This window comes from Streptomyces sp. NPDC048248, assembly GCF_043201875.1.
Lineage (GTDB): Bacteria > Actinomycetota > Actinomycetes > Streptomycetales > Streptomycetaceae > Streptomyces.
Genome location: NZ_JBICZL010000038.1, coordinates 1 through 16,616 on the forward strand (window position 1 = coordinate 1; position 16,616 = coordinate 16,616).

12 protein-coding genes are annotated in these 16,616 nt (G+C 69.1%); 3 read left to right on the forward strand and 9 right to left on the reverse strand.

Going from position 1 to position 16,616, the window contains the following annotated elements:
* Positions 1-300: 300 nt before the first annotated feature.
* From ACGFZW_RS38120 to thyX, 3 genes are all read right to left on the reverse strand, one after another.
* Positions 301-1,986, reverse strand: a complete 1,686-nt coding sequence (locus ACGFZW_RS38120; protein ID WP_393897925.1) for a ribonuclease J — start codon at positions 1,984-1,986, stop codon at positions 301-303.
* Between the two features lie 113 nt (positions 1,987-2,099).
* Positions 2,100-2,999 carry a 4-hydroxy-tetrahydrodipicolinate synthase gene (gene dapA, locus ACGFZW_RS38125; protein ID WP_393897926.1) on the reverse strand — a complete coding sequence of 300 codons (900 nt, stop codon included), beginning with the start codon at positions 2,997-2,999 and terminating at the stop codon, positions 2,100-2,102.
* A gap of 196 nt (positions 3,000-3,195) precedes the next feature.
* The gene (gene thyX, locus ACGFZW_RS38130; protein ID WP_393897927.1) at positions 3,196-3,954 is read right to left on the reverse strand and encodes an FAD-dependent thymidylate synthase; all 759 of its coding nucleotides are present in this window, start codon (positions 3,952-3,954) and stop codon (positions 3,196-3,198) included.
* Between the two features lie 231 nt (positions 3,955-4,185).
* On the opposite strand from thyX, the gene ACGFZW_RS38135 reads away from it, so the two are divergent.
* Together ACGFZW_RS38135 and ACGFZW_RS38140 are read left to right on the forward strand one after the other, a co-directional pair.
* Entirely contained in the window at positions 4,186-4,425 is a 240-nt protein-coding gene (locus ACGFZW_RS38135; RefSeq protein WP_393897928.1) for a hypothetical protein, read from the forward strand.
* Positions 4,426-4,526: 101 nt separating this feature from the next.
* Positions 4,527-5,084 (forward strand): hypothetical protein, encoded by a 558-nt coding sequence (locus ACGFZW_RS38140; protein ID WP_393897929.1) that lies wholly within the window; start codon positions 4,527-4,529, stop codon positions 5,082-5,084.
* A 67-nt stretch (positions 5,085-5,151) separates the two neighbouring features.
* On the opposite strand, the gene ACGFZW_RS38145 is transcribed toward ACGFZW_RS38140, so the two are convergent.
* From ACGFZW_RS38145 to eccD, 6 genes are all read right to left on the reverse strand, one after another.
* On the reverse strand, positions 5,152-5,604 hold the full coding sequence (locus ACGFZW_RS38145; RefSeq protein WP_393897930.1) for a hypothetical protein: 453 nt from the start codon (positions 5,602-5,604) through the stop codon (positions 5,152-5,154).
* A gap of 15 nt (positions 5,605-5,619) precedes the next feature.
* A complete protein-coding gene (dapB, locus tag ACGFZW_RS38150; RefSeq protein ID WP_393897931.1) occupies positions 5,620-6,372 on the reverse strand; it encodes a 4-hydroxy-tetrahydrodipicolinate reductase in 753 nt (250 codons plus the stop codon).
* A gap of 116 nt (positions 6,373-6,488) precedes the next feature.
* On the reverse strand, positions 6,489-7,868 hold the full coding sequence (locus ACGFZW_RS38155; protein ID WP_393897932.1) for a M16 family metallopeptidase: 1,380 nt from the start codon (positions 7,866-7,868) through the stop codon (positions 6,489-6,491).
* Positions 7,865-10,087 carry a polyribonucleotide nucleotidyltransferase gene (locus ACGFZW_RS38160; RefSeq protein WP_393897946.1) on the reverse strand — a complete coding sequence of 741 codons (2,223 nt, stop codon included), beginning with the start codon at positions 10,085-10,087 and terminating at the stop codon, positions 7,865-7,867. Before ACGFZW_RS38160 ends, ACGFZW_RS38155 begins: the two co-directional genes overlap by 4 nt.
* 295 nt (positions 10,088-10,382) lie before the next feature.
* Entirely contained in the window at positions 10,383-10,670 is a 288-nt protein-coding gene (gene rpsO, locus ACGFZW_RS38165) for a 30S ribosomal protein S15 (protein WP_006602744.1), read from the reverse strand.
* A gap of 156 nt (positions 10,671-10,826) precedes the next feature.
* On the reverse strand, positions 10,827-12,290 hold the full coding sequence (gene eccD / locus ACGFZW_RS38170) for a type VII secretion integral membrane protein EccD (RefSeq protein ID WP_393897933.1): 1,464 nt from the start codon (positions 12,288-12,290) through the stop codon (positions 10,827-10,829).
* 253 nt (positions 12,291-12,543) lie between these two features.
* Here eccD and eccCa point away from each other — a divergent pair, with 253 nt between their 5' ends.
* Entirely contained in the window at positions 12,544-16,500 is a 3,957-nt protein-coding gene (eccCa, locus tag ACGFZW_RS38175; RefSeq protein ID WP_393897934.1) for a type VII secretion protein EccCa, read from the forward strand.
* Positions 16,501-16,616 lie beyond the last annotated feature (116 nt).

Here is a 16,616-nt window from a genome sequence, read left to right on the forward strand (position 1 = left end):
ATTCGGCCTTTCGGCTTCTTCGCGATTCCGACTCTATCAGATCCTTTTCCGTTCCCCCGATTGTCTCGGTGGGTTCGAAATGCGGTTCCGATTACCTGTCGGAGGGGGTTTGCCTTTCGGCGGTTCCGACTTTATCAGATTGCTCTGGGTCGGATTTCCGCCCCCTTCGGAGCCAGCCCCGTACGCGCAGGCGTGCGGTGCTTCCCGTTCAGGCGGAGCCGTAAACGTACTGGAGCGGGGCGCCTGGATGCAAATCCGGGCGCCCCGCTCCGCTTACGTACGTTCGTACGACCCTGCGCGTCAGACCTCGACGACCACGGGAAGGATCATCGGGCGGCGACGGTAGTTGTCCGACACCCACTTGCCGACCGCGCGGCGGACCAGCTGCTGGAGCTGGTGGGGCTCCATGACGCCGTCCTGCGCCGACTTGGCCATGGCCTCGTCGATCTTGGGGATCACCCCGGAGAACGCGGCGTCGTCGATGCCCGAACCGCGGGCCTGGAGATGCGGTCCGCCCACGATCTTGCCGGTGGTGCTGTCCACCACGACGAAGACGGAGATGATGCCTTCGTCGCCGAGGATGCGGCGGTCCTTCAGATGGGTCTCGGTGACATCGCCGACCGAGAGGCCGTCGACATAGACGTAGCCCGCCTGGACCTTGCCGACGATCTTCGCGACGCCCTTGACCAGGTCGACCACGACGCCGTCCTCGGCGATCACGATCCGGTCCTTGGGGACGCCGGTCAGGGCACCCAGCTCGGCGTTGGCGCGCAGATGGCGCCATTCGCCGTGCACCGGCATCAGGTTCTTCGGCTTGCAGATGTTGTAGAAGTACAGCAGCTCGCCGGCCGAGGCGTGGCCCGAGACATGGACCTTGGCGTTGCCCTTGTGGACGACGTCGGCGCCCCAGCGCGTCAGACCGTTGATCACGCGGTAGACCGCGTTCTCGTTACCCGGGATGAGGGACGAGGCCAGGATGACCGTGTCACCCGGGACGATGCGGATCTGGTGATCGCGGTTGGCCATCCGGGAGAGGGCGGCCATCGGCTCGCCCTGGGAGCCCGTGCAGACCAGCACGACCTCGTCGTCGGGCAGGTCGTCGAGGGTCTTGACGTCGACGACCAGACCGGCCGGGACCTTCAGGTAGCCCAGCTCGCGGGCGATGCCCATGTTGCGGACCATCGAACGGCCGACGAAGGCGACCCGGCGGCCGTATTCGTTCGCCGCGTCGAGGATCTGCTGGATGCGGTGCACATGGCTGGCGAAGCTCGCCACGATGATGCGCTTCTGGGCATTCGCGAACACCGTACGCAGGACGTTGGAGATGTCCCGCTCGGGCGGCACGAAGCCGGGGACCTCGGCGTTCGTGGAGTCGGAGAGGAGGAGGTCGATGCCCTCCTCGCCGAGCTTGGCGAACGCCGGGAGGTCCGTCAGGCGCCGGTCCAGCGGGAGCTGGTCCATCTTGAAGTCGCCGGTGTGCACGACCATGCCGGCCGGGGTGCGGATGGCGACCGCGAGTGCGTCGGGGATGGAGTGGTTGACCGCCACGAACTGGCAGTCGAAGGGACCGATCTTCTCGGTGTGCCCCTCCTTGACCTCCAGGGTGTAGGGGCGGATGCGGTGCTCCTGGAGCTTGGCCTCGATGAGCGCGAGGGTCAGCTTGGAGCCGATGAGCGGGATGTCCGGCTTCTCGCGCAGGAGGAAGGGGACAGCACCGATGTGGTCCTCGTGGCCGTGCGTGAGCACGATGCCGTCGATGTCGTCGAGGCGGTCCCTGATGGACGTGAAGTCCGGCAGGATCAGGTCGATTCCGGGCTGCTCCTCCTCCGGGAAGAGCACTCCGCAGTCGACGATCAGCAACCGACCGCCGTATTCGAAGACCGTCATGTTGCGGCCGATTTCACCCAGGCCGCCTAGGGGGGTGACCCGCAGGCCGCCCTTGGGAAGCTTCGGCGGTGCGCCGAGCTCAGGATGCGGATGACTCAAAAGACTCTCCTCACCACACGCGCCACGCTGCCGTCGAGGCACGTGGCGCGCATGACATTCGTGCACTTGCTATGTGGCGTGTGTTGGTCCGTGTTCAGTTGTGAAGTCTGTGATCAGAGCTGTACCCCGCCGGCGGCAAGATCGCGCGTGAGCTGTTCGGTCTCCTCCGGGGCGAGTTCCACCAGCGGCAGGCGCAGCGGGCCGGCGGGCAGTCCCTGGAGGCCGAGCGCGGCCTTGGTGGTGATGACGCCCTGGGTGCGGAACATGCCGGTGAAGACGGGCAGCAGCTTCTGGTGGATCTCGGTGGCCTTGGTGACGTCGCCGTTGAGATGGGCGTCGAGCAGGGCGCGCAGCTCGGGGGTGACGACGTGGCCGACGACCGAGACGAATCCGACGGCTCCGACCGAGAGCAGCGGGAGGTTGAGCATGTCGTCACCGCTGTACCAGGCGAGGCCCGAGCGGGCGATGGCCCAGCTGGCGCGGCCGAGGTCGCCCTTGGCGTCCTTGTTGGCGACGATCCGTGGGTGCTCGGCGAGCCGGACCATGGTCTCGGTGTTGATCGGGACACCGCTGCGGCCGGGGATGTCGTAGAGCATGACGGGCAGCTCGGTGGCGTCCGCGATGGCCGTGAAGTGCCGCAGGAGGCCCTCCTGCGGCGGCTTGCTGTAGTACGGCGTGACCGCGAGCAGGCCGTGGGCGCCGGCGTCCTGGGCGGCGCGGGCGAGCTCGAGGCTGTGGCGGGTGTCGTTGGTGCCGGCTCCGGCTACGACAAAGGCGCGGTCTCCGACCGCGTCGACCACGGCGCGGACGAGCTGGGCTTTCTCCGCATCGCTGGTGGTCGGGGACTCTCCGGTGGTGCCGTTGACGACGAGGCCGTCGTTGCCGGCATCCACCAGGTGGGCGGCGAGCCGCTGCGCGCCGTCGAGGTCGAGGGCGCCATCCGCCGTGAACGGCGTGACCATGGCGGTCAGCACCCGCCCGAAGGGGGTCTGCGGTGTGGAAGTCGGAGCCATGGGTCCCACGCTACTCGTAGCTCACCACGGGATGCGCCTCTGGGGAGCAAGGATGTGGACTCCGGCACTGCCTGCTCGGGGGTTCAAGCAGTGCCGGGTCCGTTTGTTCAGCGTAAATGAACTTCTCAAAATGCCGCAATCCGGACACTTCGCCTGCCTCTGCAGCGGGCGGCGGCGCCCGGCTGCCACCTGGGCTTTACGGTGCCACGCGACCGTTCGCGTTGAATGCGCCGTACGTGAGCGGCATGAGCTTGGCCCAGTGGGCCTCCATCTGCTCGCCGACCATTTCGATCTCCCGCTGCGGGAAGGACGGCACGGACGCGAGTTCGTGCTGGGTGCGCAGGCCCAGGAAGTGCATCAGCGACCGGGCATTGCAGGTGGCGTACATGGACGAGAACAGGCCGACGGGTAGCACCGCGCGGGCGACCTCGCGGGCCACGCCTGCGACCAGCATCTCCTGGTACGCCTCGTACGCCCTGCGGTAGGTGTCCTCCATGACGCGGCTGGTCAGCTCGTGCTGCGCCTGGGTGCCGTCGACGAATTCGTACTTCCCCGGGCGGCCCTGCTGCACCAGCTTGCGGGACTCACCGGGGAGGTAGAAAACCGGCTCCAGCTGGCGGTAGCGGCCGGATTCCTCGTTGTACGACCAGCCGACGCGGTGCCGCATGAACTCGCGGAAGACGAAGATCGGCGCACTGATGAAGAAGGTCATCGAGTTGTGCTCGAAGGGGCTGCCGTGCCGGTCCCGCATGAGGTAGTTGATCAGGCCCTTGGAGCGCTCGGGGTCCTTCTGCAGCTCCTCCAGGGACTGCTCTCCGGCCGTGGAGACGCGGGCCGCCCACAGGACGTCGCTGTCGGCCGCGCTGTGCTTGACCAGCTCGACCGTCACCTCGCTCCGGAAGCTGGCGGCTGCGCCGTCAGGGCTCTCAGTGCTCTCGGCGGGGGTGTGGGACACCGGCGGTTCCTTCCAATCGATCCTGTGCGGCGCCCAGCCTACGGCCCGCCACTGACAGCCGGGGAAATGCGAAGTGATGCCGCGTTAGGCATATATCGGACCCCGGTGGCATCAGTGCGCAGCGCGCTTGATATTTTTCACAGAAGTTACTGGAAACGGGCACCAAGCGGACGCCTCAGTCGTCTACCTCTGTGACAGTGCCCACCTCGAGGTTCCTAGGAGAGCCCGCTCATGTTCCGCCGGCGAGAGCCCGTCCCGTTCGCCTTTGTCGCCGAGGCAGACCGGTTCCGCAGCAATGTCACTCCCCCGCCCCGCGAGCGCCCCTCCCGTGCACAGCTGCTGGGGCAGTCCCTGATGGCCCTGACAGTCGTGGGTGGCCTGGCCGGCGCCCTGTTGTTCGGCGTACCCGCGCTGCAGCAGGACAGCTCCGGTACGGGCCGGGTGCATCACTCCGAGGCCGCACACCGCTGAGTGGAGGGGCGGGGCGCACCGCTGAGTGGTTCCGCTTCGCCGGGCCCGATAACCTCACCGGTCACAGCTTGTGTCATCGTGCCCCTGAGTGAGGATCAGCCGTGCCCCTGCCTTTCCTGACGGCCGACCGCGACCTCGACTTCGACAACCGTGCGGCGGAGGCGACTCCGCTGCCCCATGACGAGCCCGACCACTGGCGCCGTCCCTACCGCCCCGGACCGTGGCGTGTGGGGGCGGCGGCCGTGCTTTTGCTGCTCGCGTCGTTCGTGCTGTTCTCCGCGATGATCATCGCGTGGGCCGGCTCGCTGCCCGGTGCTGCGGCCTGCGTCGTGATAGGGGCGCTTGTGATCGCCCTTGCGGTGCGCCTGCTGCGCGTGGGGCTGTGGGTGAGCGCGAGCGGATTGCGCCAGGTGGGGCTGCTGCATACGACGACGGAATCGTGGAGCGCCGTCGCCTCGGTCCGCACGGCCCAGCAGCCGGTGCGCTGGCTGGGTCTGCCGCGGACGGTGCAGGGGCAGGCCCTGGTCGTGCACCGGGCCGAGGGCGATCCGCTGCGGATTCTCGTGACCGACCACAACGGCGACTTCCTGTCGCGCCCGGAGGCGTTCGACCGCGCCGCGGACGTGCTGGAGGCGTGGGCGGCGGAGTACCGCTCCTAGCTTCTCCGCGGTACCCCGGGCGGCGTGCCGCCGGCTCCGTCCCCACCACGTTCGGGCCCGTAGGGACTCAGGTCCGTACGGGCCCGTTGTCGTGCAGGGCGATGGCGCGCTGCATGGCCTTGCGGGCCCGCGGGGTGTCCCGGGCGTCGTGGTAGGCGACCGCGAGGCGGAACCACGTACGCCAGTCGCCGGGCGCCTCTTCCGTCTCGGCCTGCCGCTTGGCGAAGACCTCGTCGGCCGAGTCGCGGTCGATGCGGCCGCCCGGCGTCCGCCGCAGCTCGTCGACCGGCAGACCGCCCTCCGCCTCCAGCTCGCGCGAGAGCGCTCCGGCCTTGCGGGCGAACTGGGTGGTGTGCCACAGGAACCACAGGCCGATGAACGGCAGGATCAGGACGGCTACCCCGAACGTGACGGTCAGCAGGGTGCCCTGCTCGATGAGCAGGACGCCGCGGCTGCCGACGAGCACGAAATAGGCGACCAGCACTGCCGCCAGGACGAAGTAGGTGAGCTTTGCACGCACGGTCGGATCTGCCCGTCAGTCCAGGTCGAGGAAGTTCTCCAGGCCCACGGTCAGGCCCGGAGTGTTCACCACCCGGCGCACACCGAGCAGGATGCCCGGCATGAAGCTGCTGTGGTGAAGGGAGTCGTGGCGGATGGTGAGGGTCTCCCCCACGCCGCCGAACAGCACCTCTTGGTGCGCGAGCAGACCGCGCAGCCGTACGGAGTGCACCGGGATGCCGCCGACGTCCGCGCCGCGGGCGCCGTCCAGGGCGGTGCTGGTGGCGTCCGGCTGCGGGGCGCTGCCGGCCTCCTCACGTGCCTTGGCGATCAGCTCGGCGGTGCGGGCCGCGGTGCCGGACGGGGCGTCCGCCTTGTTCGGGTGGTGCAGCTCGATGACCTCGGCGGACTCGAAGAACCTGGCCGCCTTCTGCGCGAACTGCATGGTCAGCACCGCGCCGATGGAGAAGTTCGGGGCGATGAGCACTCCCGCGCCGGGAGAGGCGGCGAGCGAGGTGCGCAGCTGCGCCAGGCGCTCGTCAGTCCAGCCGGTGGTGCCGACCACGCCGTGGATGCCGTGACGCAGGCAGAAGTCGAGGTTGCCCATCACCGCGCCGGGATTGGTCAGCTCGACCACGACCTGGGCGTCGGCCTCGACCAGCGTCTCCAGCTTGTCGCCCCGGCCGAGGGCCGCGACCAGCTCCATGTCCTCGGCGGCCTCGACGGCTCGGACAGCCTCGGAGCCGATGCGCCCCTTGGCACCCAGCACGGCCACGCGCAGCTTGCTCATCGTTTCCAGCTCTCTCTTCGTGGTACGGGCGGCTGGGCCCGGCCGGCGGCGGTGCGCCGGGTCGGGCCCAGAGCCTGTGGCGAAAGTATCGCCCGGCACGCGGCGCCTGGCACGCCCTAGGCGATGGCTTCGTCCAGCCGGGCCGCCTGCCGGTCCTTCAGGGGGCCGATGACGGACAGCGACGGGCGTGAGCCCAGGACGTCGCGGGCCACCTCGCGCACTTCGTCGGGGGTGACCGCGGCGATCCTGGCGAGCATCTCGTCGACCGACATCTGCTCTCCCCAGCACAGCTCGCTCTTGCCGATGCGGTGCATGAGCGCTCCGGTGTCCTCCAGGCCGAGCACCGTGGAGCCGCGCAGCTGACCGATCGCGCGGCGGATCTCGTCGTCGGTGAGGCCGTCGGCGGCCACCTTGTCGAGTTCGTCGCGGCAGATCTTGAGCACGTCGTGCACCTGGTTGGGACGGCAGCCGGCGTAGACGCCGAACAGGCCGCAGTCGGCGAACCCGGAGGTGTAGGAGTACACGCTGTACGCCAGGCCGCGCTTCTCGCGGACCTCCTGGAAGAGGCGGGAACTCATCCCGCCGCCGAGTGCGGTGTTCAGCACGCCCATGGCCCAGCGCCGGTCGTCGGTGCGGGCCATACCGGGCATGCCGAGGATGACGTGCGCCTGCTCGGTCTTGCGGTTGAGCAGGTCGACGCGGCCGCCGGTGCGAAGGGCCCGACTACCGCTGCGCGGTGCCATCGGGGCGGCGTCCGCGCGGTCCAGGGCCCCGGCCCGCTCGAAGGCGCGGCGGACGAGGCGGACGACCTTGGCGTGGTCGACGTTGCCCGCGGCGGTGACGACGAGGTGCGTGGGGTCGTAGTGCTTCTTGTAGAAGCGGCGGATGCGCTCGGGGGTGAGGGCGTTGACGGTGTCGACGGTGCCCAGCACCGGGCGGCCCAGCGGGGTGTCACCGAGCATGGTGTGCGCGAACAGGTCGTGCACGCAGTCGCCCGGGTCGTCCTCGGTCATCGCGATCTCTTCGAGGATGACGCCGCGCTCGGCGTCGACGTCCTCGGCCTCGATCAGCGAGCCGGTGAGCATGTCGCACACCACGTCTATGGCCAGCGGCAGGTCGGCGTCCAGCACCCGCGCGTAGTAGCAGGTGTACTCCTTAGCGGTGAAGGCGTTCATCTCGCCGCCGACGGCGTCGATCGCGGCGGAGATGTCCAGCGCGCTGCGCCGCTCGGTGCCCTTGAAGAGCAGGTGCTCCAGGTAGTGGGTGGCGCCGTTGAGGGACGGGGTCTCGTCGCGGGAGCCGACGTTCGCCCAGATCCCGAAGGTGACGGAGCGGACCGACGGCAGCGTCTCGGTGACGATGCGCAGGCCGCCGGGGAGGGTGGTCCTGCGGACCGTGCCGGCGCCGGCGGTGCCCTTGAGAAGCGTTTGGGTACGGGCGACGGCCCGCCCCTCCGAGGAGGTGCGGGCCGTCGTCCGTTGCGTCCGGGACGTCACTTGGCGGCGTCGTCCTTCTTGTCGTCGCCCTCGGCGTCCTCGCCCTCGATCACGGGGATCAGGGAGAGCTTGCCGCGCTGGTCGATCTCGGCGATCTCGACCTGCACCTTGGCGCCCACGCCGAGCACGTCCTCGACGTTCTCCACGCGCTTGCCACCGGCGAGCTTGCGGATCTGCGAGATGTGCAGCAGACCGTCCTTGCCCGGGAGCAGGGACACGAACGCACCGAAGGTGGTCGTCTTGACGACCGTGCCCAGGTAGCGCTCGCCGACCTCCGGCATGGTCGGGTTGGCGATGCCGTTGATCGTGGCGCGGGCGGCCTCGGCGGCCGGGCCGTCGGCGGCACCGATGTAGATGGTGCCGTCGTCCTCGATCGTGATGTCGGCGCCGGTGTCCTCCTGGATCTGGTTGATCATCTTGCCCTTGGGGCCGATGACCTCACCGATCTTGTCCACCGGGATCTTGACGGTGATGATGCGCGGCGCGTTCGGGGACATCTCGTCCGGAACGTCGATCGCCTCGTTCATCACGTCGAGGATGTGCAGACGCGCGTCACGGGCCTGCTTCAGCGCGGCGGCCAGGACCGAGGCGGGGATGCCGTCGAGCTTGGTGTCGAGCTGCAGCGCGGTGACGAACTGCTTGGTGCCGGCGACCTTGAAGTCCATGTCGCCGAAGGCGTCCTCCGCACCGAGGATGTCGGTGAGGGCGACGTAGTGGGTCTGGCCGTCGATCTCCTGCGAGATCAGGCCCATGGCGATACCGGCGACCGGGGCCTTGAGGGGCACACCGGCGTTCAGCAGCGACATGGTGGAGGCGCAGACCGAGCCCATGGACGTCGAGCCGTTGGAGCCCAGCGCCTCGGAGACCTGGCGGATCGCGTAGGGGAACTCCTCGCGCGTCGGCAGCACCGGCACGATGGCGCGCTCGGCGAGCGCGCCGTGGCCGATCTCGCGGCGCTTGGGCGAACCCACGCGGCCGGTCTCACCGACGGAGTACGGCGGGAAGTTGTAGTTGTGCATGTAGCGCTTGCGGGTCACCGGGGAAAGGGTGTCCAGCTGCTGCTCCATGCGGAGCATGTTGAGGGTGGTGACGCCCAGGATCTGGGTCTCGCCACGCTCGAACAGCGCCGAGCCGTGCACGCGCGGGATCGCCTCGACCTCGGCGGCGAGCGTACGGATGTCCGTCACGCCACGGCCGTCGATGCGGACCTTGTCCTTGATGACGCGCTCGCGGACCAGCTTCTTGGTCAGCGCGCGGTAGGCACCGGAGATCTCCTTCTCGCGACCCTCGAACTGCGGGAGCAGCTTCTCGGCGGCGATCTCCTTGATGCGGTCGAGCTCGTTCTCGCGCTCCTGCTTGCCTGCGATGGTCAGCGCCTGGGCGAGCTCGCCCTTGACGGCTGCGGTCAGCGCCTCCAGGACGTCGTCCTGGTAGTCGAGGAAGACCGGGAACTCACCGGTGGGCTTGGCGGCCTTGGCGGCGAGGTCCGACTGAGCCTTGCACAGCACCTTGATGAAGGGCTTGGCGGCCTCGAGACCGGCGGCGACGACCTCTTCGGTCGGAGCCTCGGCGCCGTCCTTGACCAGCTGGACGGTCTTCTCGGTGGCCTCGGCCTCGACCATCATGATCGCGACGTCGCCGTCCGGGAGGACACGGCCGGCCACGACCATGTCGAAGACCGCGTCCTCGAGCTCGGTGTGAGTCGGGAAGGCGACCCACTGGCCGTTGATCAGTGCGACACGGGTGCCGCCGATCGGGCCGGAGAAGGGCAGGCCGGCCAGCTGCGTGGAGCAGGAGGCGGCGTTGATCGCGACCACGTCGTAGAGGTGGTCGGGGTTGAGCGCCATGATCGTCTCGACGATCTGGATCTCGTTGCGCAGGCCCTTCTTGAAGGAGGGGCGCAGCGGCCGGTCGATCAGGCGGCAGGTGAGGATCGCGTCCTCGGAGGGGCGGCCCTCACGGCGGAAGAAGGAACCGGGGATCTTCCCGGCTGCGTACATCCGCTCCTCGACGTCGACGGTCAGCGGGAAGAAGTCCAGCTGGTCCTTCGGCTTCTTGGAAGCGGTGGTGGCCGACAGCACCATGGTGTCGTCGTCCAGGTACGCCACGGCGGAGCCGGCGGCCTGCTTGGCCAGGCGGCCCGTCTCGAAGCGGATGGTGCGGGTGCCGAAGGATCCGTTGTCGATAACGGCTTCGGCGTAGTGGGTCTCGTTCTCCACCAAGAAAATCTCCTCGTCAGCGTCCGTTGCCCGTGTGGCAGCGGACCGTCTTCGGTGGAGCGCCGGTACGGGCCGGTCTTCGATCGAAGCACCCGGAGTGAGGACATGGAGTGTGTCCATGGATCATCCGGGGGCCACTACCGAGGACCGGCGGCCAGAAGGCGCTCCTACCGCGTTCGCTTTTGCGATATGCCACCAGACTACAAAGGTTCCGTCCACCACGTGGCGGCGGAAGTGTCCGGTGCGTACGGCAAAGGGAGCGGCTCCCGGTGGGAACCGCTCCCTTTACGGCGTGTTACTTGGCGCCCGCCGCGCCGCGGCGGATGCCCAGGCGCTCGACCAGCGCACGGAAGCGCGTGATGTCCTTCTTCGCCAGGTACTGCAGCAGGCGGCGGCGCTGGCCGACCAGCAGCAGCAGACCACGGCGGGAGTGGTGGTCGTGCTTGTGGGTCTTGAGGTGCTCGGTCAGGTCCGAGATGCGGCGGGAGAGCATCGCGACCTGAACCTCGGGGGAACCGGTGTCACCCTCCTTGGTGGCGAACTCGGCCATGATCTGCTTCTTCGTAGCGGCGTCGAGCGACACGCGGTACTCCTCAGTGTGTTTCGGTCCGTGAGCGCCCCTGGTTTGCTTCACAGGGAATCTTGGATGACTCGACCGGGCCGTCACACAGCGTACCAGCTGGAAACGGCCCCCCGACCGGGTGGTCGGGGGGCCGTGGGAGCGACGGGCGGGCCGCCGCTAACTGCCGGTGAGTCCGCGCACCGTGCCGTAGACGTCCAGCACCGCCAGGCACAGCGGCACCAGGGACAGCAGGACCAGGCCGTCGAAGATGTCGAAGATCCGGCCCCAGAAGGGGGTGACGCCCTTGCGCGGGACGACCAGGCCCACACCGACCAGCAGGGCGGCGCCCGCCGCGATGCTGCTGGAGAACCAGACGGTGCGGATGTTCAACGGGCCGGAGTCGTTGAAGCGGCCGAGCTCGACGAAGATCTCCGTCGGCGGGTGCAGCGCGATGCCCAGGATCAGCAGGACGATCGTGAGGATGCCGGCGATGGTCAGGCAGGCGACCTGCGCGGTGTAGTCGAACAGCCGGGCGCGGAGCATGATCGTGATGCCGGCGGCCAGGGCCATCAGCTGGGCCCAGCCGTTGTCGGAGAAGCCCAGGACCACACCGGCCGAGCCGACGACCAGGGCGGAGCAGCCGGCGACGAGGCCGAGGAGCAGCTCGTGGCCGCGGCGGGCCTGGTTGCCGATCTTGACGAAGTCGACGGACTCGGTCTCGCCGCGCTCGCCGTCGTAGCCCTTGGCGATCTGGTCGGGCGACTTGTAGCCGATGGGCAGCCGGGCGAAGCGGGCGGAGAGACCGGGGAGCCAGGCGACCATGGCGATGGAGACGGCGGCGGTGACCGCGGCGACCTCGCTGGGCGAGGCGTCGGTGAGGATCGCCGCGAAGACCGCGAGGGTGCCGACGGCGGACAGGAAGGCGGCGGCCACGAAGGGGGCGTCACCGCGCGGCAGCAGGACCACCAGGAGCGCGGAGGCGACCAGTACGGTCACGCAGCCGACGAGGAGGTGCAGCCGGCCGGGGCCGGAGCCGGGCTCGACGGCGAAGATGCCGGAGCCGGCCAGCAGCAGGTGCGGCAGTGAGGCCAGACCCAGCGCGATGGAGGAGCTGTGGTCGTCGTAGACCCGGGCGCGGACGCCGGCCAGGGCGACGAGCACGATGCCGGTGACGCCGGCGATGATGCCGGGCAGCCGGTGCATGTCGCGGTCGACCGGGTTCGAGAACCAGAGCGCGAAGGCCATCATGACGAGCAGCAGCACGCCGGCGGTGAGGCCGACGAAGTTCATCAGGTCGTCGCTCCACCGGCTGCGGTTGCGCTTGACCGCGGAGGCGACGGCGTCGGAGACGTCGTCGAAGACCGGCAGGGGCAGCGACTCGGCGAACGGCTTCAGCAGCAGCAGGTCGCCGTCGAGGATCTGCTGCTGAGCGAGCGACTGTCCGGCGTCGAGTACGGTGCCGTCGCGGCGCACGAGGTGGTAGCCGGTCGGGGCGCCCTCCGCCTGGGACTGTCCGGAGAGCCGCAGGATCTCCGGATAGATGTCGACCAGTGCGACGTCCTCCGGCAGAGCCACATCGATCCGTGCGTCCGGCGCAGCGACTGTGACCCGGCAAAAGCCGGTGCCTGTGGTCGTGCTCACCTGGCGGTTCCCCCTATCCGTTGGGCGTTTTGTCGCGTCGCGCGCCGTATATATAGGGCCGTCACAACAGGGCCTCGGCACGCTTGCGGTGCGTCAGCGTACCGTCCGATTCGACGGCTGCCCCACCCACCCCGGCACTTGACGTTTAACAGTAGGATCAACGCCTGCGTCGAGCCAAGGACTTGGTTCGGGGGACCGTCAAACCAACGGGGGCGGTCCGAGACTGCGAGATGCATGAAGGACTGATGCCTCGGTGAGCGTTGTCATCGTCAAGCGCCCGCCCCGCGCGCTGCCACCTGAAGTTCCCTCCGAGGAGGTGACACTCGAGGCGCCTCCGGAGCTTCCCCGCGAGGGCGACCAGGACAACATCCTGATGAGCCTTATGCCCATGATGGGTATGGCCTCGTCGGCGGCATTCCTGTTCATGGGAAATCAGCCGTTCATGAAAATCATGGGCGGCGTCATGGTGGCGTCCACTCTGGCGATGGCGATCGTGCAGATCGTCAAAGCCCGCCAGGGGCCTTCCGGGCAAATGCTCCAGGAACGCCAGGATTACCTCAAGTACCTTACGCAGAAGCGGAAAGAGGTACGGCGTACCGCCCGCAAGCAGCGGGATGCCCAGCTCTTCATCCACCCGGACCCGGGTCAGCTGTGGTCCGTGGTGGCCGAGGGCAAGCGGGTGTGGGAGCGTCGGGCGACCGACCCCGACTTCGCTCAGGTGCGACTGGGGCTCGGGCCCCAGCAGTTGGCCACGCCGCTGAAGGCTCCGGAGACCGCGCCGGTCGACGAGCTGGAGCCGCTCACCGCGCACGCGATGAAGGAATTCCTCGACAAGCACGGTCACTTGGACGACCTGCCGCTGGCGGTGTCGCTGCGCGCCTTCTACCACCTGACCGTCTCCGGTGACCCGGACACGGTGTACGGCGCGTCCCGCGCCATGATCGCCCAGCTGTGCACGCTGCACTCGCCCGAGGACCTGGTGGTGGCGGTCGTCGCCGCCCCCGGTGCGCAGGCCGAGTGGGAGTGGATGAAGTGGCTGCCGCAGGTCCAGGACAAGAGCGTGGACGGTGCAGGTACCCGTCGGCTCGTCGTCGGTGACCTCGGCGAGATCGAGGAGTTGCTCGCCGACGACCTGGACGGGCGCGGGCGCTTCAACCCGCAGGGCACCCCGGTGACCGACACCCCGCATGTGGTGATCGTGCTGGACGCCGGCGAGGTGCCGATGGACTCGGTGATCGCCGGGGCCGAGGGTCTGCAGGGCGTCACCATCCTCGAGGTGGTCCCCGGCGACCTCGATGAGATCCGCGGTGGTCTGGCCGTGCAGGTGTGGCCGGGCAAGCTGGTGCTGGAGTCGGCGAGCGGCGCCGTCTACCACGGCGTCTGCGACACCTTGTCGATCCCCGAGGCGGAGGCCCTGGCGCGCCAGCTGGCGCCGCTGCGGGCCGGCTCCGGTGCGGACGGCGAGGAACCGCTGCTGTCGAACCTGGACTTCACCGACCTGATGAACATCGGTGACGCCGGTTCCGTCGATGTGTCGCGTACGTGGCGGCCGCGCACGCTGCACGAGCGGCTGCGGGTGCCGATCGGTGTCGACAAGGACGGCCAGCCCGTCATGCTCGACATCAAGGAGGCCTCGCAGGAGGGCATGGGCCCGCACGGTCTGTGTGTCGGTGCGACCGGTTCCGGTAAGTCCGAGGTGCTGCGCACCCTGGTGCTCGCCCTCGCGGTCACGCACTCCTCCGAGACCCTCAACTTCATCCTCGCGGACTTCAAGGGTGGCGCGACCTTCACGGGTATGTCGGAGATGCCGCACGTCGCGGCGGTCATCACCAACCTCGGTGAGGACGTCACGCTGATCGACCGCATGCGCGACTCGATCACCGGTGAACTCCAGCGCCGTCAGGAGCTGCTGCGCTCCGCGGGCAACTACGCCAACATCACCGACTACGAGAAGGCGCGTGCCGCGGGTGCCCCGCTGGACCCGCTGCCGTCGCTGGTGATGGTGCTCGACGAGTTCTCCGAGCTGCTGACCGCCAAGCCCGACTTCATCGACATGTTCATCCAGATCGGCCGTATCGGCCGTTCCATGGGTGTCCACATGCTGCTCGCCTCGCAGCGTCTGGAAGAGGGCAAGCTCCGCGGTCTGGACACCTTCCTCTCCTACCGGCTGGGTCTGCGGACGTTCTCCGCTGCCGAGTCGCGGACCGCGATCGGTGTCCCGGACGCGTACCACCTGCCGAACGTTCCCGGTTCCGGCATCCTGAAGTACGACACCGAGACGATGGTGCAGTTCAAGGCCGCGTACGTCTCGGGCCCCTACCGCGGCCCCGGTGCCGGCGGCGGCCCGGGCGGCAGCCGCACCAACCGGCTGCCGGTCCCGTTCACGGCGGCGCCGGTCGTCGAGCAGATCATCGAGGACCCCACTCCCGTCGAGCCGACCGAGCCGCAGCAGGACGACGCGCTGGCCGACACCGTCCTGGACGTCATCGTCCAGCGGATGCAGGGCCAGGGCCCGCCGGCGCACCAGGTGTGGCTGCCGCCGCTGGAGGAGTCGCCGACCGTCAACCAGCTGCTCCCGACCCTCGCGGTCACCCCGGAGCGGGGCGTGCACGCGCCGGAGTACACCGCGCTCGGCAAGCTCGTGGTGCCGGTCGCGCTGGTGGACAAGCCGTTCGAGCAGCGGCGTGACGTGATGTACCTGGACTTCTCCGCCGGTGCCGGTCACGGTCTCGTCGTGGGTGGTCCGCAGTCCGGTAAGTCGACGCTGATCCGGTCCGCGATCGCGGCGTTCGCCCTCACCCACACCCCGCAGGAAGTGCAGTTCTACTGCCTGGACTTCGGCGGCGGCGGCATGCTGAGCATGGAGGGCCTGCCGCACGTCGGCGGGGTCGCCTCGCGTCTGGATGCCGAGAAGGTGCGCCGTACGGTCTCCGAGGTCGTTGGCATCCTCAACGAGCGCGAGGAGTTCTTCCGCTCGAACAACATCGACTCCATCTCGACCTACCGCCAGCGGCGGGCGGCGGGCGCCTTCCCCGACCAGAAGTGGGGCGACGTCTTCCTGGTCATCGACGGGTGGGGCACCTTCAAGACCGATTACGAGCAGCTCGACCCGGTGATCCTGGACATCGCCGGCCGGGGCCTCGGTTTCGGTGTTCACCTCGTCATCGCCGGCTCGCGTTACACCGAGGTGCGGCCCGCCCTGCGCGACCAGCTCCTCAACCGCGTCGAGCTGCGCCTGGGTGACGCGATGGAGTCGGAGTTCGACCGCAAGCGCGCGGAGAACGTGCCGATGGGCAAGCCCGGCCGCGGTCTGTCTCCCGACAAGCTCGACTTCCTCGCGGCGCTCCCGCGACTGGACGGGATGAGCGATCCGGAGTCCATCAGCGACGGCATCGCGAATCTGGTCTCGACGGTCAACGAGCACTGGCAGGGCGAGCCCGCCCCCGCGGTGCGGATGCTGCCGACGATGCTGCACGTCAACGAGCTGCCGAAGGGCAACGACTACCCGGAGCACGGCATCGCGATCGGTGTCGACGAGACGACGCTGTCGCCGGCGTTCATCGACTTCGAGACCGACCCGCTGCTGGTCATCTACGGCGAGAGCGAGTCGGGCAAGTCCGCGCTGCTGCGTCTGCTCACCAAGCAGATCGCCGAGCGGTACCCCTCCGACAAGGCGCTGATGGTGGTCTCCGACTACCGCCGCGCCCAGCTCGGCGAGGTCCCCGAGAGCCACCTGTACAAGTACTGCGCCGCAGGGCCGCAGTTGCAGGAGGTCATCACCGGTCTTGCCGGTTCGCTGGGCCGCCGGATGCCGGGGCCGGACGTCACGCCGGAGCAGCTGCGCAACCGCAGCTGGTACGACCTGCCGGACGCGTTCGTGATCGTGGACGACTACGACCTGGTGGCGACGAGCAGCGGCAACCCGCTGCAGCCGCTGCTGGAGTACCTGCCGTTCGCGCGCGACCTGGGCCTGCGCCTCATCCTGGCGCGCAGCTCCTCCGGTGCCGGGCGGTCCTCGTTCGAGCCGGTGATGCAGCGCACCAAGGAACTGGGTGCGCAGGGTCTGATCCTGTCCGCCGACCCGGGCGAGGGCCCGCTGATGGGCAACGTCAAGGGCCAGCGGCTGACGCCCGGCCGGGCCACGTTCATCACGCGTAAGCGCGGTGCGCAGCTGGTCCAGACGGGCTGGCTGCCGGCGAACAGCGGCTGACCGGTCACACGCTCGAACGGCGGTGGGGGGGCCCCCCCCCGGGGGGGGGGCCCCCCCCCCGGGGGGGGGGGCGGGGGGCGGGGGGGCCCCCGGCGCCCCCCCCCCCCCCCGCGGGG

Excerpts from the sequence above, each read along its gene's own strand:
- dapA (WP_393897926.1), bottom strand. The coding sequence starts at position 2,999 with ATGGCTCCGACTTCCACACCGCAGACCCCCTTCGGGCGGGTGCTGACC.
- ACGFZW_RS38135 (WP_393897928.1), top strand. The coding sequence starts at position 4,186 with ATGTTCCGCCGGCGAGAGCCCGTCCCGTTCGCCTTTGTCGCCGAGGCA.
- dapB (WP_393897931.1), bottom strand. The coding sequence starts at position 6,372 with ATGAGCAAGCTGCGCGTGGCCGTGCTGGGTGCCAAGGGGCGCATCGGC.